Origin of the sequence: Floridaenema fluviatile BLCC-F154, assembly GCF_041929135.1 — a bacterium.
Classification (GTDB): domain Bacteria; phylum Cyanobacteriota; class Cyanobacteriia; order Cyanobacteriales; family Aerosakkonemataceae; genus Floridanema; species Floridanema fluviatile.
Map to the genome: position 1 here is coordinate 83,194 of NZ_JBHFNS010000055.1, position 23,133 is coordinate 106,326.

Annotated in this window: 20 protein-coding genes; 15 read left to right on the forward strand and 5 right to left on the reverse strand. The window is 40.3% G+C overall.

The features are described 5' to 3' along the window. Nucleotides 1-25 precede the first annotated feature (25 nt). The 5 genes from ACE1B6_RS13290 (at nt 26) to ACE1B6_RS13310 (ending at nt 9,607) form a co-directional block, all read left to right on the forward strand. Entirely contained in the window at nt 26-3,811 is a 3,786-nt protein-coding gene (locus ACE1B6_RS13290) for a PAS domain S-box protein (protein ID WP_413257716.1), read from the forward strand. Between the two features lie 279 nt (nt 3,812-4,090). Further along, complete coding sequence (locus tag ACE1B6_RS13295) at nt 4,091-7,003, forward strand: CHAT domain-containing protein (protein ID WP_413257717.1); 2,913 nt, start codon at nt 4,091-4,093, stop codon at nt 7,001-7,003. A gap of 3 nt (nt 7,004-7,006) precedes the next feature. Beyond that, the gene (locus tag ACE1B6_RS13300) at nt 7,007-7,648 is read left to right on the forward strand and encodes a Uma2 family endonuclease (RefSeq protein ID WP_413257718.1); all 642 of its coding nucleotides are present in this window, start codon (nt 7,007-7,009) and stop codon (nt 7,646-7,648) included. A 94-nt stretch (nt 7,649-7,742) separates the two neighbouring features. After that, nucleotides 7,743-8,129 (forward strand): hypothetical protein, encoded by a 387-nt coding sequence (locus ACE1B6_RS13305; protein WP_413257719.1) that lies wholly within the window; start codon nt 7,743-7,745, stop codon nt 8,127-8,129. A gap of 5 nt (nt 8,130-8,134) precedes the next feature. Then, nucleotides 8,135-9,607: a YdgA family protein gene (locus ACE1B6_RS13310; protein ID WP_413257720.1), complete on the forward strand. Its 1,473-nt coding sequence runs from the start codon at nt 8,135-8,137 to the stop codon at nt 9,605-9,607. Nucleotide 9,608: 1 nt separating this feature from the next. Here ACE1B6_RS13310 and ACE1B6_RS13315 read toward each other — a convergent pair whose 3' ends face one another. After that, nucleotides 9,609-9,878 (reverse strand): type II toxin-antitoxin system Phd/YefM family antitoxin, encoded by a 270-nt coding sequence (locus ACE1B6_RS13315; RefSeq protein WP_413257721.1) that lies wholly within the window; start codon nt 9,876-9,878, stop codon nt 9,609-9,611. Between the two features lie 483 nt (nt 9,879-10,361). Between ACE1B6_RS13315 and ACE1B6_RS13320 the strand changes: the two genes are divergently transcribed. Both ACE1B6_RS13320 and ACE1B6_RS13325 read left to right on the forward strand, forming a co-directional pair. Then, entirely contained in the window at nt 10,362-11,675 is a 1,314-nt protein-coding gene (locus ACE1B6_RS13320) for a nucleoside recognition domain-containing protein (protein ID WP_413257722.1), read from the forward strand. A 319-nt stretch (nt 11,676-11,994) separates the two neighbouring features. Continuing rightward, entirely contained in the window at nt 11,995-12,540 is a 546-nt protein-coding gene (locus ACE1B6_RS13325) for a phosphoribosyltransferase (protein WP_413257723.1), read from the forward strand. Here the strand turns inward: ACE1B6_RS13325 and ACE1B6_RS13330 are convergent. Further along, on the reverse strand, nt 12,508-13,452 hold the full coding sequence (locus ACE1B6_RS13330) for an AEC family transporter (RefSeq protein ID WP_413257724.1): 945 nt from the start codon (nt 13,450-13,452) through the stop codon (nt 12,508-12,510). The two genes, ACE1B6_RS13325 and ACE1B6_RS13330, sit on opposite strands and share 33 nt — an antisense overlap. A 30-nt stretch (nt 13,453-13,482) precedes the next feature. Continuing rightward, complete coding sequence (locus ACE1B6_RS13335; RefSeq protein WP_413257725.1) at nt 13,483-13,620, reverse strand: hypothetical protein; 138 nt, start codon at nt 13,618-13,620, stop codon at nt 13,483-13,485. Between the two features lie 152 nt (nt 13,621-13,772). Here ACE1B6_RS13335 and ACE1B6_RS13340 point away from each other — a divergent pair, with 152 nt between their 5' ends. The 7 genes from ACE1B6_RS13340 to ACE1B6_RS13370 all read left to right on the forward strand — a co-directional run bounded on the left by ACE1B6_RS13340 (nt 13,773) and on the right by ACE1B6_RS13370 (nt 20,805). Further along, nucleotides 13,773-14,138, forward strand: coding sequence for a response regulator (locus ACE1B6_RS13340; RefSeq protein ID WP_413257726.1), 366 nt, complete (start codon nt 13,773-13,775; stop codon nt 14,136-14,138). Then, nucleotides 14,135-14,980, forward strand: coding sequence for an HD-GYP domain-containing protein (locus ACE1B6_RS13345; protein WP_413257727.1), 846 nt, complete (start codon nt 14,135-14,137; stop codon nt 14,978-14,980). The genes ACE1B6_RS13340 and ACE1B6_RS13345 overlap by 4 nt, the downstream gene beginning before the upstream one ends. 152 nt (nt 14,981-15,132) lie before the next feature. Then, nucleotides 15,133-17,769, forward strand: a complete 2,637-nt coding sequence (locus ACE1B6_RS13350; protein WP_413257728.1) for a response regulator — start codon at nt 15,133-15,135, stop codon at nt 17,767-17,769. 119 nt (nt 17,770-17,888) lie between these two features. Further along, entirely contained in the window at nt 17,889-18,095 is a 207-nt protein-coding gene (locus ACE1B6_RS13355) for a DUF751 family protein (protein WP_413257729.1), read from the forward strand. Between the two features lie 49 nt (nt 18,096-18,144). Then, entirely contained in the window at nt 18,145-18,585 is a 441-nt protein-coding gene (rbfA, locus tag ACE1B6_RS13360; protein WP_413257730.1) for a 30S ribosome-binding factor RbfA, read from the forward strand. After that, the gene (locus ACE1B6_RS13365) at nt 18,582-20,246 is read left to right on the forward strand and encodes a glycoside hydrolase family 3 N-terminal domain-containing protein (protein ID WP_413257731.1); all 1,665 of its coding nucleotides are present in this window, start codon (nt 18,582-18,584) and stop codon (nt 20,244-20,246) included. Before rbfA ends, ACE1B6_RS13365 begins: the two co-directional genes overlap by 4 nt. A gap of 319 nt (nt 20,247-20,565) precedes the next feature. Further along, nucleotides 20,566-20,805 carry a DUF4327 family protein gene (locus ACE1B6_RS13370; RefSeq protein ID WP_413257732.1) on the forward strand — a complete coding sequence of 80 codons (240 nt, stop codon included), beginning with the start codon at nt 20,566-20,568 and terminating at the stop codon, nt 20,803-20,805. A 172-nt stretch (nt 20,806-20,977) separates the two neighbouring features. Here ACE1B6_RS13370 and ACE1B6_RS13375 read toward each other — a convergent pair whose 3' ends face one another. Together ACE1B6_RS13375 and ACE1B6_RS13380 are read right to left on the reverse strand one after the other, a co-directional pair. Next, nucleotides 20,978-21,394: a hypothetical protein gene (locus ACE1B6_RS13375; protein WP_413257733.1), complete on the reverse strand. Its 417-nt coding sequence runs from the start codon at nt 21,392-21,394 to the stop codon at nt 20,978-20,980. A gap of 61 nt (nt 21,395-21,455) precedes the next feature. Beyond that, nucleotides 21,456-21,809: a hypothetical protein gene (locus ACE1B6_RS13380; RefSeq protein WP_413257734.1), complete on the reverse strand. Its 354-nt coding sequence runs from the start codon at nt 21,807-21,809 to the stop codon at nt 21,456-21,458. 241 nt (nt 21,810-22,050) lie between these two features. Here ACE1B6_RS13380 and cdf31 point away from each other — a divergent pair, with 241 nt between their 5' ends. Beyond that, on the forward strand, nt 22,051-22,974 hold the full coding sequence (gene cdf31 / locus ACE1B6_RS13385) for a CDF family zinc efflux transporter Cdf31 (RefSeq protein WP_413257735.1): 924 nt from the start codon (nt 22,051-22,053) through the stop codon (nt 22,972-22,974). The last annotated feature ends 159 nt before the right edge of the window (nt 22,975-23,133 follow it).

Consider the following 23,133-nt stretch of genomic DNA (forward strand, 5'->3'; position numbering starts at 1 on the left):
TAATTTGAATTATGGATTTTGAGGTATGTCATTGCCATTAGATTATAACTCTAGGGTCGTTCAACCCAGTCAATTGCGGATGCTTTTGGAAACTGCGCTGGATGCGATCGCACTCATTGACGATCGAGGATACTATCTAGATGTCAACTCTGCGGCTTGTGAATTATTTGGACTAAACAGAGATAAACTGCTGGAACGCTGTATTTCTGAGTTTGTCGAATCGGGATTTGATTTCCCAACAACAAGGCAAGAATTGCAACAACAGGAAAAAGTGCGGGGTGAGTTCCACTTGCTGCGGAGTGATGGAGAAATTCGGGTAGTGGAATATGCAGCAACAGCAAACTTTTTGCCTCAATGCCATCTCTTCGTAATGCGAGACATGACATCATGTAAACAAGCAGAAGCACAAATCGAGCAACTTTCCCGCCAACTCGCACAAGCCCAAGCTCAACTACAAGAGGCAGGAATTGAGCCTGTAAGCGTAGCTACCCCCGCAGAAAGTCATCGCCTAGAGCAAATTGCCCGCCACATTCCCGGAGTTATTTATCAGTTTCGGATGCGTCCCGATGGGACAACCTATTTTTCCTACGCCAGTGAGGGCTTGCGAACGATTTATGGCTTTAGCCCAGAAGAATTGCAGGAGGATGCCTCGAAGATTTTTACAGTTGTTCATCCTGAAGATTTAGATCGCGTCACTCAATCTATTCTTGAATCTGCCAAAAACCTCACCCCTTGGTATTGCGAACATCGAGTTTCTTTCCCCGATGGGCGGATGCTGTGGTTAATTGGTCATTCTACACCCCAGCGACAACCCGATGGTAGTACCCTTTGGCATGGCTATATTCGCGATATCACAGACCGTAAGCGTACTGAAGCTTACAATCAACGTCTGCTTGCCATTCTAGAAAGCACGTCAGATTTGATCGGAATTGCTGATTTGACAGGTAAAACTGTTTATCTTAATCGAGCTTGGCGGAATTTGCTTAATATTAATGATGCAGCGATCGCCAATTTGGAAGTATTTAACCTTCATCCCAAGTCCGCTTTAGATATTATATTAAATCAGGGTTTGCCCGAAGCGGCACATTCTGGAAGTTGGCAGGGCGAGACAGCAATCCTCACTCCCACAGGAGATGAAATCCCTGTTTCTCAAGTAATAGTAGCTCACAAATCAACAGATGGAGAAGTGGAATACTTCTCTACAATTATCCGCGATATTACAGAGAGCAAAGCCACAGAAATTGCACTGCGAAATTCGCTCAAAGAATTATCGGATATTAAATTTGCTTTAGATCAAGCTGCGATCGTAGCCATCACTGATGAGCAAGGAATTATTAAATATGCCAACAATAACTTTTGCCAAATCTCTAAATATTCTAGGGAAGAACTTATTGGTCAAGATCATCGCCTGATCAAATCCAATTATCATCCTCCAGAGTTCTTTCAAAATCTTTGGCAAACAATTTCATCCGGCAAAGTCTGGCAAGGAGAAATCAAGAATAAAGCTAAGGATGGCAGCTGTTATTGGGTAAATACAACCATCGTGCCTTTGCTCAATGAACATGATAAACCAACTCAGTATTTAGCAATTAGATTTGATATCACATCACAGAAAGAAGCAGAAGCTAAGTTAATTGAAACTACCCAATTACAAGAAGCAATTTTAAATGGCACTAACTACACTATGATTTCGACCGATCCTAATGGTATTATCAAAACGATTAATGCTGCTGGTCAAGAAGTTTTGGGATATTCATCAGCAGAATTAGTAGACAAAGTTACACCAGCAATTATTCATGATTTAGAAGAAGTTAAACAACGTGCGATCGAACTAAGCGCCGAACTCGGTAAACCAATTGAACCAGGATTTGAAGTATTTGTGGCTAAGGCACGTTTGGGAATAATTGATGAAAATGAATGGTCTTACATTCGCAAAGATGGTTCTCGCTTTCCCGTGCAACTTTCTGTCACTGCTTTACGAGATCCAGAAGGAACAATTACCGGATTTTTAGGGATAGGAAATGATATTACCCAGCGCCAACAAGCCGAAGCTCAATTGAAAGAAATATCTCAGCGTTTATCATTAGCACTCAAGTCTGGGAAAATTGGCTGTTGGGAATGGAATTTCGTAGATAATACGCTGGTTTGGGACGATCGAATGTATGAGTTATATGGCGTAAGCAAAAAGTCTGAAACCAGATTAGCTTATGATATTTGGGCAACAGGGTTACATCCTGAAGATCGCGAAACTTCAGAAAAATTAATTCAGCAGGCAGCTTTGGGAAAAGCAGAATTTAATGTAGAATTTCGTGTCGTTCATCCTGATGATAGTATTCATTATATTAAAGCATTCGGTTTAGTTCAGCGGGATGCAGAAGGCAATGCTGAAAAGATGATTGGAGTTAACTTTGATATTACCGATCGCAAACGTCAAGAACAAGCTCTCCGCTTAATTGTTGAAGGTACAGCCGCAAAAACAGGCGAAGGATTCTTTAAAAGTTGCGTTCAATATATCGCCCAAGTATTAGATGTACGTTATGCTTTTATTGCCGAATTTGTTAAAGGAGAAAAATTGCTTGCTAAAACTTTAGCATTTTGGGCAGGAGACGACATTGGCGATAATTTTACTTACAATTTAGTCGGAGCTCCCTGTGAAAATATTTATGTTCAAGGTGACTTGTGCTTATATCCGAATTCTGTGCGATCGCTATTTCCCAAAGATCTAGATTTAGTCACTTTACAAGCCGAAAGTTATGCTGGTTTACCCATTATAGACGCTGCTGGTAATCGGTTAGGATTGCTAGCAGTTTTAGACAATAAACCGATGGTACAAGACATCACAATGCAGTCAGCTATATTGAAGATTTTCGCCACTCGTGCAGGTGCAGAATTAGAACGCATTAAAGCCGAAGAAGCTCTCCGACAAAAAACCGCAGAATTAGAAACAACTTTGAACAAATTGCAAACTACCCAAACCCGATTAATTCAAGCCGAAAAAATGTCAAGTTTGGGGGAATTAGTAGCTGGAATTGCCCATGAAATTAATAACCCCGTGAGTTTTATTTATAGCAATATTCAACCTGCTACTGATTATTCCAATAACTTAATTGAGCTAATTCAACTTTACCAAGAATATTATCCTAGCCCACCGCCAGCAATTTCTAGTTTTATTGAAGACATCGAGTTTGATTATCTAGTTAGTGACTTTTCTAAATTACTAATGTCGATGAAATCTGGAGCTACACGCATTAGAGACATTGTGAAATCTCTACGGACATTTTCCCGTCTTGATGAAGCTGATTTCAAAGAAATCGATATTCATGAAAATATTGAAAGTACCTTAGTAATTTTACAAAATAAATTGAACGGTCGAGCCGGAAATCCAGAAATTATTATTAATAAAAATTATGGTAAATTACCTTTGGTTGAATGTTTTGGAGGCTTATTAAATCAGGTATTTATGAATTTGTTGATGAATGCGATCGATGCGATCGAACAACAACGACAAAGCCTATCACCTAAAGAAAAATTAGATTATATTGGTATAATTACAATTACAACTTCTATTACTCCTAAAAATCAAGTGCTAATCTCCATTCATGATAATGGTTGCGGCATGAACTCCCAAGTCAAAGAAAAGATATTTAATCCCTTTTTTACCACTAAACCTGTCGGTAAAGGCACAGGAATGGGTTTAGCAATTAGCTATCAAATTGTCACAGAGAATCATCAAGGTCATTTGCGATGTTTTTCCACAGTTGGAAAGGGAACTGAGTTTCAGATTGAATTGCCAATTCGGGAACAGCGATAATGTTTAGAGCTACTAAATTAACCCTCTTTATGCCAAATCCGGTTTAAATACTCCCGCTATTCTTTAGTCCGCGTAGGCGGACTTTGTTTGTGTAGTAGCGTTCGCGTAGCGTGTGCGTAGCACGTATTTCAATCGCCCAATCATAAAGGTAATAGCTGACCCAAATTAGCATAACTGGTAAGGTGCGTTAGAATGACTAAAAAACTATCGCAACTTTACAGGCAAACTCGGATTTGCTGGATTTAGGTTTTCTACAAGTTTGCGAAGGAGAAAACGCGAATGGGATTAATTAGTTTTTTGCGAAATCTTGCTAGTCAGCTTGGGGAATTTTTGGGGAATAATCAAGCGGGAAATGGCGATAATTCAGAAATTGGAGAAAGGGAAGATTATCTCAAGTTTATTCTGGAATTATTGCAAGCAGAAGAAGAAAGCAATAGCGATGTAGCGGTAATTTACCCGATGTTAGCGCAACGGCAACATCTCCTCAATGCGCGGTTTGCCGAAATTTTACCGCAAGTAGCTGAAAGTTTAATTGCTGACAAAAATCCAAAACGAATAAACTCAATACTCGGAAATATTGAAAATTTAAGTATTGATATTCAAAACTTCCCTTTGGGGCAGAGAGCGAATAATATTGAAATTGCTATTACAGGTTATCAAATAGTTTTAAGTCACCGAGAACCGAGAAGCGAAGAATGGGCACAGACGCAAAATAATCTGGCAACTGCTTACTTTGACAGAATCAGGGGAGACAGGGCAGAAAATCTGGAGAGTGCGATCGAATTTTACACCAATGCCCTCACAGTCTACACCCGTGAAGCTTTTCCCCAAGATTGGGCAATGACGCAAAATAATCTGGCAAATGCTTACTCTGACAGAATCAGGGGAGACAGGGCAGATAATCTGGAGAATGCGATCGAATTTTACACCAATGCCCTCACAGTCTACACCCCTGAAGCTTTTCCCCAAGAATGGGCATTAACTCAAGAAAATCTTGCCTACGCTTACATTGACCTTAAAAATAACATTGCAGCAATTGAACATTTTAAATCTGCTTTAGAAGTTTTGACTCCAGGCACATTTCCTTTAAGCTGTCTCAAAGCAGGAGAAAACCTTGGCAACCTCGCTTTTGAACTCCAAGACTGGGAAAACGCCATTTACGGATATGAAAACGCCATATCTGCCGTCGAACAAAGTCGGGAGTGGGCGACATCCCAACGCCGCAAACGAGAAATCCTCGAAAACGCCCTGAACATTTACGAAAAAATGGTGCAAAGCTGCATCAATGCCCAACGCTACGAAACCGCCCTCCTCACCATCGAACGCAGCAAATCTCGCACCCTAATCGAACTCCTCGACAACGCCAACCTTTACCCCCAAAACGCCACCGACAACCAAAAACAACGCCTCGACCAACTCCGCCGCCAAATCTTCCGAGTTCAACAAGAACTAGACAGCAACGAATCTCCAACAGAAACCGAAACAGACACCAACAGCAAAACTCAGGGACGAAATATTTCCCCCACAGCATCTTCCCCATCACCCATTTCTAACCTAGAAACCCAACTAAAAACCCTGCAACAGCAACTCTCAGAACTAGTAACAGAAATCAACGACCCCACTTTCACCGACACCCAAAAAGTCATCCCCCAACTACCCGACTTTACCCAACTACTCGACCCCCAAACCGCCCTCATCCAGTGGTACCTTCCCCCAAATCCCAAACCACCACTTAGTACCGTACCGATTATTTGGATGCTTCTTCAAGAATACAATTGCATGGCTGGTATCCTATTTTTACGCCCTAAATCCGGCTTTTATACCTTTATAGTTACCACCTCAGCAGAAGATCCCCCTAAATCCCCCTTAACAAGGGGGACTTTGAAAAATCCTGTCCCCCCCTTATTAAGGGGGGTTAGGGGGGATCAAACCCAAATCGAACCAGCAGAAGATCCCCCTAAATCCCCCTTAACAAGGGGGACTTTGAAAGATCCTGTCCCCCCCTTATTAAGGGGGGTTAGGGGGGATCAAACCCAAATCCAACCCCTTTACTTTCCCCCCGAAAACCGCCAACAACTCGACACCGACATCGCCACCTACCTCAGCGACTACCGCCAAAAAACCTGGGGCGACACCCTCAGCAGTCGCCTCATCACCCTCGCCACCTCACTCCACCTCAACGAAATCCTCGACAAAATCCCCGAAACAATCGAAAAACTAATCCTCATTCCCCACTGCGACTTACACCTCTTACCACTTCACGCATTAAAAGGCAAAAGACAGAAAGCAGACAACACAGAAAAAACCGGATATCTCATCGATTTATTTACCAACGGCATACAATACGCCCCCAGTTGCCAAATTTTGCAACGCCTCCACCAACGCCAACGCCAATCTCCCCCAAAAACACCCCTGTTCGCCATCCAAAACCCCACCGAAGACCTACGTTACACAGAAATCGAAGTCGAAACAATTTCCCGCAAGTTCAACCCCGACACCCACATCCTCAGAAATGAACAAGCAACCAAAAACGCCTTTAACTCCCCAAAAAACTTAGCCCAACTAAGTACAGCTTACTACGCCCACTTCTCCTGTCACGGCAGTTTCAACCCCCAAAATCCTCTCAACTCTGCCCTAATTTTAGCCAGAGAAATCGCCACCCCAAACTTACCCGAAAACCGAGAAACCACCGAAGATCAACACAGATATATTACCATCCGCGATGGTCGTCGCTTTGATACCATCACCCAAGGATTAACCCTAAAAGAAATCTTCGCCAATCTCAAATTACCAATTTGTCGCCTCGTCACCCTTTCCGCCTGCGAAACGGGATTAGTAAATCGACTTTCCACCGATGAATATATCGGATTACCCAGTGGTTTTCTCTATGCAGGCGCAATAAACGTCGTCAGCAGTTTATGGTCAGTCGGCGATTTTTCCACCGCATTTTTAATGGTTCGTTTCTATCAAGAATTAGATAAAATCTCTAACGTCACCATTGCTTTACAAGCTGCCCAAAAATGGCTAAAAAGCGTTTCCCGCCAAGACTTCTTAATCTGGTTGGAAAATGAAGTTAAAATGGATCGAGATCAAGTGACTAACTTGAAAAATTTCATCCGTTACTCTTTCCCCAACCCTGAACCCTTTGCCGAACCGCAATACTGGGCTGCTTTTTGTGCCATTGGTCTATAAATTATGACTTTTTCAACAACACAAATCCCGACCGATACCTGGGTTAACGCTAGTTGGTCTGACTATCTCCAAACCATTAACCATCCCGACTATCAAACCGCAAAAACTTACTATTATAAAAGCCGATACAGAATCGAAATGTCTCCTGTCACCAACGAACACGCCAGCGATCATAGTATTATCATTTTCGCCGTTTGTCTCTATGCCACTTTAACAGGAATTCCCCTAAATGGCAAAGATAACTGCACCTATCGCCACCCAGAACTTCAAGAAGCCCAACCGGATTTTTCCTGCTACATTGGTGACAATGCCCAAGCAATTAGTTGGGGAACGGGTATCATTAATTTAGCCGATTTTCCCCCGCCAGATTTAGTGATTGAAATTGCCCGCAGTTCTATTTCTGATGACAAAGGCGAAAAACGCCTGCTGTATGAAGATTTACAAGTTAAGGAATACTGGATAGTTGATGTCAATACTACCCAAATTTTAGCTTTTGCAATTCATCAACAAGGTAGCGAAAGGATTAAGGAATCCCAAGTTTTACCAGGTTTAAAATTTTCTGTATTAGAATCAGCATTAAGCCAAAGTCGCACCAAAACCCAAACCGAAGTTTGCGCTTGGCTATTAACTCAATTTCAAGGTTAAATAAGGTGCGTCAAAAGTAAAATTTAATGGTGATAGTCGGAAGTTTTTGTTTGACGCACCCTACTAATAATTTCAATAGTGAGAAGTTAGAAAAATGGAAACTTTTTTTGAGTCATCGCAAATAGTTCTCGATTTCTGTACTTTATTAAAAGTCGAACAAGCAAAGGAAAACAGCGAGTTATTTGATGCAACAGTGTGGCAAGCTTTAACTAAGTTAGATCAACTTTTAGATACTGTCAGCAAACCTCCTGAAATTGCCGATGTAATTCTAGATTGGTGCGAAGAATATCCGAACATTAATCAAGTATTCAAAAATACAGATTGGGCTAAAGTTCGTTGTGATATGGATGATGAATGTGAGACAGATGATCAAGCAAATACAGACAACCCGCCTGTAGATATTCTGGAAAATAAATACGAAATCCAAAGGATAATTAAGGATAATCAACCTAATAACCCAGCAAACAATTCGCCATCTTAACCACAATGTCCGATCAAGCTGATCCAGTTTATTACGCCCTAAATGTTAATTTCTTCGCCTTCACTCTGCAATCTGGCACAGATTTAGATTCGTCAACCGCAATTAACGAACCACCGCAAAACTTTAAAGATAAATATGAAAAGTTACTCAAAAATAACTATGACCAAATATTTGACTTTGATCGTAACCCATTCCCAGAATTTCGGCAAAAGTTCCCCGATTCAAATAAATATGAATTGCTAAATGCCAAGAAATCAGGTAAGCAATCTTTCAGTTTTTCCAGTCAAGAAAAAAACCAAAATCCTCTCAATCCTAAACCTTTATATCGTCTTTTGCTATATCCCCAAAAGATTAGCGATAGCTATGCTTTGTTAATTAACATTTTCCGTCCTGAAGATCCCGGTTTTGATACTGTAAACTTAAATGAAATTCCCTTATTTAATCCCAATAAATGCCTAACTTTAGCAGATGACAAAAATTTTATCGGTCAAACTTTCTTCATTACTGCTTATTTGAGTATCGCCAAACCCGATAAACCGGAAAAATTAAGATCTCATGCTGAAAAGTTGCTGAAACAGTTACTCGGTGACACTTATCCTGATTTTTATGAAGCTGATGAATTTTTGGATGGTTACATTTTAGAGTTTAGTAGACCAAGAAGTTTGCAAACTCGCGTTCTGGTGCTGTTCTATTTTAGTAATACGACCTCAGAACAACTACGAAAAATCTATTTTGATTTACCAGAACTGTTTTTATATTATCATAAAATCACTCATGTTTTCCAAATGAGTCGGCAATATTACCAGAAACTTGATGATTTAATTCAATCACAAATTACTAGCAAGTCGCAATTACCAGATTCGCTTGATTTAGAGCTTTTAAAAACCAATTTAAAAGAACTCTTGAAAACTGCGCCGCAATATACTTTGCAATTTCGCACGCTAGAGAATGCGGGAAATACGATTAGTATTCATCGGCAAAACTATCAGCGGACTTGGCAACGTTTACAAGGGGAAGTTAATAATGATTTGGCAGTGTTCGATCGCTTTTTACAAAGGGAAAGCCAAATTTTTGAATTGCAAATTCAAGCGGATTTAAATTATTCTAAACCTGGTGCTCAGTTGTTAGACCAAGCTATTGCTAGTATACGCGGTTTGGTGGAGATTGAGCAGGCAGAGCGCGATCGTACTTTGCAAAACACCATCCAATCAGTAGGCTTTGGCATCGGTGTAGCCGGAGTTGTCGCCAGTAGCGCCCCTTATTTAATCCCCCAAGAACCTCGTTCTGTAAACACTTTCTTCCTAGTTGTTTTCCTCTGCCTTTTAGCAGGCTTAACCGTCTGGGGAATCATGAACTGGAAAAACTTAATAACAAGAATTTCATCAATTAGCAATCAGAAAAATCAAGCTACCTTACCGACTTCTCAAAATCAACCAGTGCAAATGATTTCCTCACAAAAAGAACCACAACAAAAATGAATCAATTTTCGCCATTATCCAGCTGCTTGAGTGATTCTACAAAGCTTTTCCGACCCACCATTGACGACTGACTCAGCGCCGTTTCACCTGCTTCACCTAAAGCCATATCTTCCAATTTTGTCAGCCGTTCCATCAACTGCTTATAGGTATCGAAGGACATGATCACATAGCTAGGTTGCGATTGTTTGGTAAGTAAAACTGGCTCTAAAGTAGCTTGATCCAATACTTCCTCTTGTTGATTACGGGCTTCTGTCAGAGAATAACTACGCATAATGAACAGTTAATTTTGGCTTTTTGGTATATTATCTCTATTTTAGGCATAATTGATGGAAAGGTAAAATATAATTTTACTATTGGCGATCGCACAAAAAAACGATTAAAGTCGATGGGTTTCTCAGCCGCGAAGAAATTTATGAAGATTAATCATGAGGTGAGATACAACCGAGTTTTATTCATACTAAATTATTAATCCTTATTTAAACGAAAAGTGTCGTATCATTCTTTATGTCCGATCTTTACGTTTCCTGGTCAGATTACAACACGAATATCGAAAAGTTGGCTGTAAAAATCGTGGTATAAATGCCGTTGGGCAGACGGTGTTAGAAAATGCTTGTTGACTCGTTCTGACGGGGATTGGCGTTAGCTAGTCTAGTTAAGTGGGGATGAAACAAGAATCTCCCGTTACATTCGTAGGATTAACGGCGAGAGTGTCAAAGTAAGCAAAAAAATTATTGAATCAGAGTCTAAAAGCTAGATGAAAAAATCATCTTCCCCTCTCAATGCCATTTGGCTGTTCCTAATTGTTTCCGCGACCGTGGTAGCAGCATATAACGGTAATATGGGGGCGTTAACAGAAGCGTCATTTAAAGCAGCTGAAAGTGCGGTAACACTCGCCATAGGATTAATTGGAGCAATGGCCTTGTGGTTAGGCATTATGAAAGTAGCTGAATCCGCAGGTATGATGCGATTTATTGCCCGCTTGATTCGTCCAGTGATGAGCCGACTGTTTCCCGAAATTCCCGTCAATCACCCTGCTATGTCCGCTATGGTGATGAATATGGCAGCAAACGCCCTGGGACTGGGAAATGCTGCTACACCAATGGGTTTAAAAGCAATGGCAGAACTAAATAAACTCAATCCCAATCCGGGAACGGCTACAACTGCCATGTGTTTATTTTTAGCCATTAATACCTCATCGGTGACACTGTTACCCCTGGGTGTAATTACTGTACGAGCCAGTGCTGGGGCTAGCAATCCAGCAGCCATTATCTTACCCTCAATTCTTGCTACTATTGCCTCTACAGCAGTTGCCATTATTGCCAGTAAACTGCTAGCCAGAAAAGAATCTTCTCACCTAACTCAGTTGAAATATGAATCAGACCATACCAATTTAGATACCGAAACTGCATCTGATGAAGTTCCAGAATCAGAGTTAATCCCTCCCGGTCTGATTGGTAATATCATATTCAGCGGTTTAATTGTGGCATTTTTAGCAGCTATCTTTTACCGCCTAACAATTAGAGGATTTCCTTATCTGTTTAGCATGACTTTTTTAAGTAATCTTTCTAATTGGTTGCTACCGATTTTGATTTGTTTGTTTCTGTTATTTGGTTACTTTCGGGGTGTGAAGGTTTACGAAGTTCTCACAGAAGGAGCAAAAGAAGGCTTTGAAATTGCTATTCGGATTATTCCATTTTTAGTGGCAATTTTTGTGGCTATTGGGATGTTTCGTGCTAGTGGTGCCCTGGATATCTTAACAACAATTCTCGCCCCTATTACCTCACTTATTACCTTGCCACCGGAAGCTCTACCAATGGCATTAATTCGTCCCTTATCCGGTAGTGGTTCATTTGGGTTGATGTCAGAAATTGTTAAAAATGACCCAGACAGTTTTCTGTCTTTCCTAGTTTCGACAATGCAAGGATCAACGGAAACCACTTTTTATATCATGGCAGTTTACTTTGGCAGTATCGGCATTGTGCGTACAGGTTTCACCCTTACAGCGGCTCTTTGTGCTGATGCGGCTGGGATGTTGGCATCTTTAGCTATTTGTCGGCTGATGTTTTAAAACAGGGAAAAGGGAGAGAGCAGTAAGAATAAAGTCTCCAACTGCCTTTCTTAATATGTTTCAAGAAGGATTTAAGAGGATGTTTTAAAAGTCCTATCCTTGGTAGCAAAACCTTTTTTTTACTCCCCCTAAATCATCCTTAAAAAGGGGTAATTTAAGAACTTTTACCCCTGCTTTTTCAATATACAATCATCAAATCATCAAAAGTAAGTGCCTTAGCCACAGGTGCAGATATTCTCTATTCTGATGAAAACAGAATTTATTCGTTAGTAACGAAAGATGTCGTATCATTCTCTAATATCCAGACATCACCTCTACTATGTCCGATCTTTACGTTTCCTGGTCAGATTACAACACTAATATCGAACAGTTGGCTGTAAAAATCTATCAGTCTAACTGGAAATTTAACCAAATAGTCTGTCTTGCTAGGGGTGGATTGCGAATTGGGGATACTCTTTCGCGTATTTATCGTTTACCCCTAGCGATTTTAGCGGCTTCTTCTTATGGTGGCGAAGATAATCGAGTGCGTGGTGCTTTAACTTTTTCTAATCACATTACGATGACTACTTCAGAATTAGGTAGTCATATTTTGTTAGTTGATGATTTGGTTGATTCTGGAGTGACTTTAGAACAGAGTGTGATTTGGCTGAAGGAAAATTTTAGCGAGCAAGTTAAAGAAGTTCGCACGGCTGTACTTTGGTATAAGGATTGCTCTGTGATTGCACCCGATTATTATGTGGCTTATTTGCCAGATAATCCTTGGATACATCAGCCATTTGAGCGTTACGAAAATATCGATTTGGCTCAGTTAGCTGCTAATTATGATGCTGATTCAAGTTCCAAAGAGCCAGAGCCACAAAGGTAAGGTAAAGAAAAGTCCTGTTGAGCCAACTGCGATTCCGGTTACGGCTAGTTCGCGATCGAGATTGTAAGCTTCAGCTAAAATCAAAGTGGCAAAAGCTGGGGGCATGGACATTTGTAACACCAAAACAAGCCGGGGAGAGCCAGTCATCCCCAGCATTGTGAGACCGATGCCCAAAACTAGAGGGACTAACAGCATTTTAATGCACAAACTAACAGAAATTTGTGCCAATCCTTGCAAAGAAGTTAGTTGACTTAACCGCATCCCGATGAGTACCAAGGACGAACCTACCACTGTCCAAGCAATGTTTTGTAGACTGATTTCTACAACATCGGGTAGCGGTACTTTTTGGAAAGCAAGTCCCAATCCTAAACTCCACAAAGCGGGATTTTTTATTAAGGTAATTGTCACTTGTTTGTAACTAGTAACTCCCATGCCAAAACGCGCAGCTAAGGCGACACCAAAGCCGTAAGTTCCTAGCGTGCTGCCTAAAAGGTCGTAAAATAATGCCCAACCAAAGTATTGTTGTCCTATTAAAGTCAGCGTGACCGGATAACCTAAATAACCTGTATTTCCTACCATTGATGCTAAGATAAAGCTGCCTTGGTTTGGTTTATTTTCGACATTTTCCGGCAATTTTCCTTGTAGTTGATTAATTTTTAACCAAGTCCAAGCAAGCCCTGCTCCTAGCAAAATTGCTGTCCATGATACTAATGGCGCAATCCAGATTGGCCCAGATAAATTGGCACGGCGCAAAAAGCCTAAAATACCCAGTGGTACGCCAATCCAAAACAGAAATTTTCCTAAATAAATGGGTGATTTTTTCGGAAGTATGCGTCCGAGAAGCCATCCTAATAACACTCCTCCTGAAAGGGGAATATATAGTTCCAAAAGTTTAATTCCTGGGTCGATCATCTTGAGTTGCCAGTTAACTACCTCCAGATTTTAAAATTGAATATTAATGATGAGTGCTAGGAATTGTTTCTCTGGGTCTGTGGCTGTTTTGTTAATTACTTTTTGCATAAATAAATTAATTAATATGGCGATCGATAAACTAATATTGCTTAACTTGGTAATTGTCATAAATTAAGGTTTATCAATACGATAAAATTTATCTATTAATTGTGTCATAATTTACAGTTATGTTATTTTTAGATGTAGTTTTGTTTAACAATGCCAGAACTAAGGTGATTTAGGTTTAAAAATCGTACATTAACTAGTTTAAGGTAAGTTTAATGACAAAAACCATTCTAATTGCAGATGATGAATTGCCATTAAGATTGTTAGTACGCACTACCTTAGAAGATGAGAATTATAAAATTTATGAAGCAGAAGATGGCAAAGAAGCACTAGAACTTGCAGAAAGAGTTAATCCTGACTTATTTTTGCTAGATAATATGATGCCAGAAATTGATGGAATTACGGTTTGTAAAGAACTGAGAGCTAATCCCAAATTTAGCGATCGCCCGATTATTATGTTAACCGCCAGAACCCAGCAGCGGGATATCGAAATCGGTAAAGCAGCTGGAGTAAACCATTATTTGACCAAGCCATTTAGTCCCCTGGAATTAATTAATTTAGTTGAGGAAATCCTCTTATGAACGACTTTTTACAATCGACCATTCATCAGGTGCTAAAACCGTGTAATGGAATTAAAAGACAACTAACGGCGGCTAATTCTCAATTAATTAAATATGCTCAAGACTTAAACATTTTGCATAAATCAGAAAAAGAAAATATGCAAAAGTTAGGAGCAACCAACTTACAATTACAAGCTTACGCTAAAGATTTAAAAATTGCTTTAACCACCAGTAAACAAACAGCAGAGCAATTGGAGAATGCTTATTGTGACATGGTGTTTCGCTTAGGTCTTGCTTCTAAATATAAAGATGAAGAAACCGGAAATCATATTCAACGTCTTAGCCGTTACTCTCAATTAATGGCGATAAATTTGGGGTGGAAAAAAGCAGATGCAGAAATGCTAGCCAAAGCTGCAACTATGCACGACATTGGTAAAATTGGCATACCTGATGCAATTTTGTTAAAACCTGGATCGTTAAATGCTGAAGAAAGGGAAGTGATGATGCTTCATCCTAAAATTGGTGCTAGCCTGTTAGAAGGTTCTGATTCCATTTTATTAAAAATGGGTAAAGATATTGCCCTAAATCATCATGAAAGATGGGACGGAACTGGTTATCCGCAAGGATTAAAAGCGGAAGAGATCCCGTTAGTTGGTAGAATTGTGATGGTGGCTGATGTGTATGACGCACTACGCAGTAAACGTCCTTATAAACCTGCTTTCGATCATGAAAAAACTTTAAATATCATGCTTAAAGGTGATGGACGCACTCAACCAGAACATTTCGATCCACAGCTTTTGGAGTTATTCGGCGATCTGCATCAGAAATTTGCGGCAATTTGCGATCGCTTTTCTGATGAATAAACAACCAAATTAACTAATCAATCCTGACTCATAATACTACAAATCATCCTTAAGATAGATCCAAACTTAACCTACTAATTGTTCTCCTAAAATTAGGCACAATATTACCTGAATATTTGCCGAAAACTGGCAAAAATATATTTATTAAAACAGTGTTTCAACATCTTTCTTACTTTTGGTACAACAAACGATTACCTTATAAAGGTGCTGCGGTAATTTCGATTCCAGTAGCCTGTTTAGTCACATCATTAATGGTTTTTGCTTATGTACAACAGCAGGTTAATGAAGCACAATACTGGGTAGAGCAGACTTACGAAGTTCGCAAAAAAACTGATACAATTTTCCGCTTATTATTGAACTCTGAAACTGCTGTTCGTGGTTACGCTTTAACTAGACAACAAAAATTTTTAGAACCATACAAAAAGTCTCTTCCCCAAATTTCCGGTGCAGTTGAGGAATTAGGAAAATTAGTGAATGGTAATCCTAGTCAAGTAAAAAGATATCAGCTGTTAAAAAACCTAATTAATCAGAGAAAAGCTGTTTTGAATAATAATTTAAAATTGTTAACAAGTACAGTCAAAGCTGAGAATTCCGCAGTCGTATTAACAAGTTTTACTCGCGGAAAATACCTGATGGATACTATCCGCGAAGAGTTAGCTAAATTCAATGCGGTAGAAGAAAAACTACTGTTAGAACGACAAGAAAAATTAGACAATTTACAACACTTAGCAACAATGGTAATTTGGGTTGCTGGGATTATTGGTGTAGCTGGTGGATTAACGGCAAATTACCTCTATAGTTTGGGAATTGTTAATCGAGTTAAGCAATTACAAGACAATGCCAAACGGCTAGCAGAAGAAGAACCATTGATTGCTTTTATCCCTGGTAAAGATGAGATTAGCCAACTAGATAAAGCGTTGCATTCTACAGCAGAACAAATTGCCCAAAGAGAAACTCTATTGCGGGAAGCTAATCTGTTAGTTGCGGAAGCTGCTAAGAGAGAAAAAGCCTTGATTGAAAATTCTTTAGATGTGATTTGCTCAGTGAATTCTCAGGGTGAATTTGTCGAAGTTAGCCCTGCTTGTAGTAAATTATGGGGATATAAATCAGACGAATTAATTGGTCGTAATTTTAGTCAATTACTAGCACCAGAATATCAAGAAAAAACTCAAGAAACTTTGATTGAAGTCATTTCTGGTAAAGAAGCTATAGGTTTAGAAAATTGTTGTCAACGCCAAGATGGTACCCTTATAGATATGGTTTGGTCTGCTGTTTGGTCAGACACAGAACAACTAATTTTTTGTGTGGGTCGCGATAATACAGAAAGGAAAGAAATTGAACGCTTAAAAGATGAGTTTATTTCCACGGTTAATCATGAATTGCGAACACCTTTAACTAGTTTACGTGGGTTTAGCGAATTATTATTAAAACGAGAGTACCCAGTAGAAAAACAACGACAATATTTGAAAATTATTTATGATGAAAGTAAACGATTAAATAACTTAATTGATGATTTTTTAGATATTCAACGCATGGAATCAGGGAAGCAAAATTACTTCTTTGAACCTTTGAATATTACGAGTTTAATTAAAGAAACTGTAGCTTTATTTTCTCATAATACTAATCAACACAAGCTGAATATTTCCGCACCTTTGTTTGTAACTCCTGTGAAGGGAGATAGCGATCGCATTCGTCAAGTTCTCTCCAACCTAATTTCTAACGCTATCAAGTACTCTCCCAATGGTGGAGAAGTAAATATTTCAGTTACAGAACAAGATACCGAAGTAATTGTTAGTGTAGCCGATCGAGGTATGGGCATACCTCCAGAAGCCCAAGAAAAATTATTTACTAAATTTTACCGTGTGGATAATGCTAGTACAAGAAAAATTGGCGGTACAGGATTAGGATTAGCAATTGTTAAAGAAATTGTTGAGACTCACGGAGGACTGATTTGGTTAGAAAGTGAAGTAAGTGAAGGTAGCAAATTTTACTTTTCCTTACCAAAAGCCGTACAAAAATCCATCAGTCTTGATTCGGAAGAAAAAACGATAATTGACGTTTTGATCTTAGAAGATGATACCGCATTTTCTCAACTATTGAAAGACAGCTTAGAAGAAATCAATTTTAGTGTTGTATCATCCGCATTTGCCGAACAGGGATTGCAGATCTTACGAGAAAATTTACCTCGCTTAATATTTTTAGATATTCTTTTACCTGGGAAAATGGATGGCTGGGATTTTTTAATTGCCATTAAAAGCAGTCGCCATTTAATCTCTGTACCTGTATGGATTCTGACGATTACTGAGCCAAATATTAGAGGATTAGCTTTAAGAGGGGCTGATTATTTATCTAAACCGATCGCACCAGATTTGTTATTGCAAATGGTAAGATTTCACTTACCGCAACCAGCTGGTAAAAGTATTTTAATCGTTGATGATGAAGATAATTCTCGTCAACAAATTAAGGAATACCTCAGTACAATACCTCAGCTTAGTGTTGGCGAAGCGACAAATGGCAAAGAAGCTTTAGAGAAAATCAAACAAAAGATGCCAGATTTATTAATTTTAGATTTGCTGATGCCAGAAGTTGATGGTTTTGAGGTAATTAGACAGCTAAGAACAGATAAACAGGCATTAAATTTACCAGTTTTAGTAGTTACTGGAGCGCAATTATCGCCGGAAGAAAAAGCTTACATTCAACGGAGAATGGCTACGTTAGTAGAAAAACAAGATACCACTTTAGCAGAATTAACTAAGATAGTTGAGGAAACTCTCTCTTCTGATTCCTAATCCCTGTTCCCTGTTCCCTCGTCGGAAAAAAAAGCTTTCCTACGCTTGTCTAAACTAGCGGACAAATGTTACCAGTAGAAAAGCAGTCTTTCTAAACCGCTCAATTAGGTTGTTGACAAATGTTTGAAGGATTTTGGGAGAATATCTCTCGTTACCCCCGTTATTTTGTAACCATCATTCTAGGCGTATTCGTGAATACCTTTGGGTGGTTAGCGCCATTATTCAAGCGTCCAGTCACCGTAATCGCTCTAGTTGGCTTTTTTGTGGCAGCTTTTACGTTTGTCACTTTAACCTTGAGAGCGATGCTAGGCTTGAGTTCGGTTTAGTTAGGATTGTAAAGCATTGCTCATCCTGTCTTGAAGACAGCAGATTACTATGGCTACCAGTCGTCGGGTTTCCCGCGTGGGCGCATTAATTAAACGGGAAGTCAGCCAAATGCTGTTAAACGGCATTAAAGACGATCGCGTGGGTGCAGGAATGGTCAGCGTTACCGATGTTGATGTTTCTGGCGACCTCCAACACGCGAAAATCTTTGTCAGCATCTACGGTTCGGAAGAAGCGAAAGCTGAAACAATGGCTGGACTAAAAGCTGCAACTGGTTATGTTCGCAGCGAGTTGGGTCAAAGAGTGCGTCTGCGTCGGACTCCAGAAGTGTTATTTGTCGAGGATCGCTCTTTGGAACGTGGCGATCGTATTTTGTCCTTGATCAATCAGATCAGCCAAGATCGACATGAGTCAGATTTCTCTGACTCAGAAAATGAAGATAATTACGAAGATTATGTAGTTTCGGCAGAGGAAGAGGAAGAGGAAACTTGAAATCTTCTGTTTTGCCCGAAATTGATACTCTTTCTTTACCAGAACAGGTAGCCCAAACGATCGTAGTCCGAGCTTCCGGCTATCTGTTCGACCATGAAATTAAGTATCCCCAATGGGAACCTCCCGCCGCCAAACTCCAACATTTAATTGCTGATTTGGGTGTTGGCGGTGTTATTTTGCTAGGGGGAAGTGCGACGGAGTTGAGTTTGCGATCGCAACAATTACAAAGCTGGGCGAAAATTCCCCTCCTCGTCGCCGCAGATATTGAAGAAGGCGTAGGTCAACGTTTTTCCAGCGCCACTTGGTTCCCACCTCCAATGGCATTAAGCGCCGTTGCTCAAAAAAACCTCGATCGAGCTTTACTCTACGCCGCACAAATGGGCGCAATTATCGCTCAGGAAGCTTTAGCCGTTGGGATTAATTGGATACTCGCCCCTGTGGTAGATGTGAATAATAATCCTGATAACCCAGTGATTAATATTCGGGCTTTTGGCGAAACTCCAGAACTTGTCAGTCAACTAAGTGCGGCTTTTATTAAAGGTGCTAAAAATTACCCTGCTTTAACGGTAGCTAAGCATTTTCCCGGTCATGGCGATACAGCTGTAGATTCCCATCTGGAATTGCCAATGATTCCCCACAATGAAGCAAGGTTAGCGGAAATTGAATTAGCACCTTTTGTGAGTGCGATCGCCACAGGCGTAGATGCCGTAATGAGCGCCCACCTGTTAATCCCCGCTTGGGATGAAAAACTCCCAGCTACCTTATCCCGCAAAATTTTAACTGAGCAATTACGCCACAAACTAGGATTTACAGGTTTAATTGTCACCGATGCCTTAGTCATGGGAGCGATTACTAGCCGCTACGGTGCGGAAGAAACAGCGGTATTAGCCGTAGAAGCTGGCGCAGACATTTTGTTAATGCCCCTAGATACTGAATCCGCCATTTCAGCAATCTGCGATGCCGTCACCTCTGGACGCATCCCCCAGGAGAGGATTCGCGCCTCTGTGGAGCGCATTTGGCAAGCGAAGGAGAAGGTACTGGGGAGATGGGGAGATGAGGAGGGGGAGAAAAGCTCTCTCTCCCTATCCCCCTACCCCCCTACCTCTGATTCCCAATCCCCAGTCCCCAGTCCCCTTTACCAAATTGCTCAGCCTGCTGCTTTTGAGACAGTGGATAATATTTTGCGGGACTCTACTCAAGTCTTTGGATCTCTGCCTTTAAAAACAGAAAATCTGATTAATTTACGAAACTTAATCCTGGTGGACGATCTTTTGGACTGTAAATATCTTTCTCGCCAAGCTCCGGCGGTGACGATACCTCAGCAGTTGGGTTATCGGACGCAATTGGCTGATTCTCGGAGTAATTCGCCTGTAATTCGCAGTAATACAGGTTTACAACCGACTTTGTTGCAAATCTTTCTTCGTGGTAATCCTTTTCGCGGTAGTGCGGGTCTAACACAGGCAGTTGAAGACTGGTTTAACACTTTGTTAAATAATGGTGAACTGCAAGCTTTGGTAATCTATGGCAGTCCCTATTTGAAAAATCAGTTCTTACCTTTTCTACCTTCGGAAATACCTTGTGTTTGTTCCTTTGGGCAGATTCCAGCTGCTCAAGCGATCGCATTGAAATTACTATTTACCAACGATCCGGCAATCAAATAGTAGTCTTAACTACGAAAACTGAGGCGGCAAGCCGGATTTTTCGGTTGCTTTACCTCAGTCGATCGCTTAACTTTCTGATTATCTGAAGCTTACTATCTGCTAATCCCCTAGATATAGTCTGGGAAAGGAAGGTTAATGGGCAAAACTGCTGAACTTAGAGAATCATAAATGTCAAGGTTTGATGACTTTTTTTACATCTATTAATATATTAAGATAGCAGTTAGCGTAAAAATGAAAATCGTTTAGTATAGCGAACTACAAACTATCTGCTTCTTTAACCGATTTATTTCTAGTCCTCCTAGCCGAAGAGTGAATAACAATGAGCGTGAATATAGTCTCTCCCACACCAGTTCAGTATTCTTTAGACGTGATTAAAGAAGAAGCACGTCGTCTTGTACTCAAGGGTGTGATTAGCCGCCAACAGCCGATTTATACTCTGTGTCAGTATATTCCTGCCCGTGAGTGGGCGTGGGTAGAAAGTGAGTTAGAAAAGAGTAATTTTTTATTGCGCGATCGCATCGGAGATTTAATGGGACAAGAAGAATGGGAAAACGACTAAAACTAATCTTAGTTGCACCAATTTTTCTCAACTTTTAGTAATTTCTTTTTAGCCCTCAAGTCTGTCTCTTTCCATTACCAGGAAAATTAGCAATAAAAAGCTAACTGAAAATTTTTAGATTTGGGTTTCAGCTACCTATTTTTCTGAAAAAACCAACTCAAAATCTAAAATTTTAGGATCGATGATTTTCCGTTCGCAGCTTTTCGAGTTCTGCACGCAAAGCAGCAACTTGGGCTGTGAGTTCTTGTAACTCTTGCTGGACGTTAGGAGAAGCTACCGGGTTATCTGTTGTGGTAGTTGCAGATGTTCCCGGTGCATCACTTGACGTTTGATTATTTGGTTGACTTTGTTGACTTTGTTGATTTTGTTGATGCCAAAGAGAATCGACAAATTCTCTAGCTTCCTGCTCCGTAATTTCGCCTTTTTTCGTCAATTCTGCCGCTACTTCGCTAAATTCAGATCTGTTCAATTTAGCCAGAATTTCTTCTCGCTTTTGAGAGTCTTGTAAGCTTTCAATCAAAGCAGCTGTTGCGCCCACAGAGAGGCGAAACCCATTTTGCAGGAATTGGATCAGTGAATCAGAGTCCATTGGCAAAAGCGATCGGTGCCCTCGAACAAGTGAGCCGATCTTACAATACTTTGAGCATAATTTAACCAAATTGCTCTAAATACTGGTTAACATCTTCGATCACGCGAGTTAGTTCCGCCTCAGTAGAAAGGCGAATTCGCTCATCTCGTAAGGTGATTAACACTTTAGCGGCAAAGGGAGTTGCCCAAATATTGGGGTTGCAAAAGATTTCCAGAAATACTTCACCAGTGTATTGATATTCCATTGCCTCTTGGGGGCTGGCTTTGCCACCACCACTGGCAACTTTAGCACTAGCGGCTTTCATCCGTTCGGTGAGTTCGTGGAGTGCTGTCTTTAAATTGTTTGCTGCTGCGGGAGTAAAGCTGAAGCAAACAGAACCTTCAATTAGGTTGAATGTAATTGGTGAGGATGACATGGGCAATTATTCTTAACATCTTGACTATTAATGCTAAAAGATTTGGTTACTCTAAGAAAGCATTATGGTGACAAACTCAGCAATCTGGGCTGTAATTATTTGAAATCAATCTCAACTAGTAGTTAATTTAAGTCTGGCTAAAAGCAATTAAAATGCTGAATTGACAAAAGGTTAAGTAATTTTACTCAAATTTTAGTTCTAGACTAGATATAGAGAATTCACTGCTTTGAGCAGGAGAATTATGATTAAAGATAATCGCGCTCAAGTGCGACGAGTGTTATTAATTACACTGTTGTTAAATTTGTTTGTCATGTCCTTGAAAGCAGCAGTGGGATGGTCAACAAATTCTCTGAGTTTGCTAGCAGATGCGCTACATAGTGTGGTTGATAGTTCGAGTAATTTGTTGGGATTATTTATTAGTCGTTTTGCTTCGCCAATACCCGATCGCAATCATCCCTACGGACATTTAAAGTATGATGCAGTGGGAGCCTTAGCGATCGCCGCTTTTCTGTTGGTAGCTGGTGTGGAAATTTTGCAAGCGGCGATCGAAAGATTGCTCATCGGAAGTAGACCAGTGCAAATGTCAGCTTCAGTATTGTGGTTAATGCTAATCGTATTAGCAGTGAATATTTTCGTCACGATTTACGAACGCACGGTGGGCAAAAAAATTGGTAGCAGCATTTTAGTAGCAGATGCCCAACATACATTAGGAGATATTTGGATTACTGTATTAGTGATTGCTGGGTTAGTTGGAGTCTGGATGGGTTGGCAATGGCTAGATATTGCTTTAACTTTTCCCGTGACACTATTAGTATTTTGGAGTGGTTGGGAGGTATTAAAAGAAAATTTACCTTGGTTAGTTGATGAAATGGCGATCGCACCAGAGACAATTTATGCGATCGCAATGGAAGTACCAGGAGTAATCAACTGTCATGAAATCGCCTCCCGTGGAATAGTCGGTAGACAAGTGTTTGTGGAAATGCACCTAATAGTTGAAGTTCCCGATGTGGAAACCGCCCACCGGATTACAGAAGAAGTAGAATCCCGCTTGCAAGCCAGATTTGCGCCAGTCAGAGTGTTGATTCATGTAGAACCACCTGCTTATAAGAGCGATCGAATTACATACGACACCCCCGAAAATCAAAGCAGTTTTCCACAGATTTAGTTACTTTTCCACAGATATTTTCTAAGTTTTCCACAAAAAGTTAAGAAAACATCATCTTTTTACATTCTCTGTAATCAGTCTCCTCACACTTGACCGAGCCCGATCGATCTACAACTGAACCAGACTCCTTACCCAACTTAACCTTAGTTCAAACACCCA

Excerpts from the sequence above, each read along its gene's own strand:
- ACE1B6_RS13290 (WP_413257716.1), top strand. The coding sequence starts at position 26 with ATGTCATTGCCATTAGATTATAACTCTAGGGTCGTTCAACCCAGTCAA.
- ACE1B6_RS13295 (WP_413257717.1), top strand. The coding sequence starts at position 4,091 with ATGGGATTAATTAGTTTTTTGCGAAATCTTGCTAGTCAGCTTGGGGAA.
- ACE1B6_RS13300 (WP_413257718.1), top strand. The coding sequence starts at position 7,007 with ATGACTTTTTCAACAACACAAATCCCGACCGATACCTGGGTTAACGCT.
- ACE1B6_RS13305 (WP_413257719.1), top strand. The coding sequence starts at position 7,743 with ATGGAAACTTTTTTTGAGTCATCGCAAATAGTTCTCGATTTCTGTACT.
- ACE1B6_RS13310 (WP_413257720.1), top strand. The coding sequence starts at position 8,135 with ATGTCCGATCAAGCTGATCCAGTTTATTACGCCCTAAATGTTAATTTC.
- ACE1B6_RS13315 (WP_413257721.1), bottom strand. The coding sequence starts at position 9,878 with ATGCGTAGTTATTCTCTGACAGAAGCCCGTAATCAACAAGAGGAAGTA.
- ACE1B6_RS13320 (WP_413257722.1), top strand. The coding sequence starts at position 10,362 with ATGAAAAAATCATCTTCCCCTCTCAATGCCATTTGGCTGTTCCTAATT.
- ACE1B6_RS13325 (WP_413257723.1), top strand. The coding sequence starts at position 11,995 with ATGTCCGATCTTTACGTTTCCTGGTCAGATTACAACACTAATATCGAA.
- ACE1B6_RS13330 (WP_413257724.1), bottom strand. The coding sequence starts at position 13,452 with ATGATCGACCCAGGAATTAAACTTTTGGAACTATATATTCCCCTTTCA.
- ACE1B6_RS13335 (WP_413257725.1), bottom strand. The coding sequence starts at position 13,620 with ATGACAATTACCAAGTTAAGCAATATTAGTTTATCGATCGCCATATTA.
- ACE1B6_RS13340 (WP_413257726.1), top strand. The coding sequence starts at position 13,773 with ATGACAAAAACCATTCTAATTGCAGATGATGAATTGCCATTAAGATTG.
- ACE1B6_RS13345 (WP_413257727.1), top strand. The coding sequence starts at position 14,135 with ATGAACGACTTTTTACAATCGACCATTCATCAGGTGCTAAAACCGTGT.
- ACE1B6_RS13355 (WP_413257729.1), top strand. The coding sequence starts at position 17,889 with ATGTTTGAAGGATTTTGGGAGAATATCTCTCGTTACCCCCGTTATTTT.
- rbfA (WP_413257730.1), top strand. The coding sequence starts at position 18,145 with ATGGCTACCAGTCGTCGGGTTTCCCGCGTGGGCGCATTAATTAAACGG.
- ACE1B6_RS13370 (WP_413257732.1), top strand. The coding sequence starts at position 20,566 with ATGAGCGTGAATATAGTCTCTCCCACACCAGTTCAGTATTCTTTAGAC.
- ACE1B6_RS13375 (WP_413257733.1), bottom strand. The coding sequence starts at position 21,394 with ATGGACTCTGATTCACTGATCCAATTCCTGCAAAATGGGTTTCGCCTC.
- ACE1B6_RS13380 (WP_413257734.1), bottom strand. The coding sequence starts at position 21,809 with ATGTCATCCTCACCAATTACATTCAACCTAATTGAAGGTTCTGTTTGC.
- cdf31 (WP_413257735.1), top strand. The coding sequence starts at position 22,051 with ATGATTAAAGATAATCGCGCTCAAGTGCGACGAGTGTTATTAATTACA.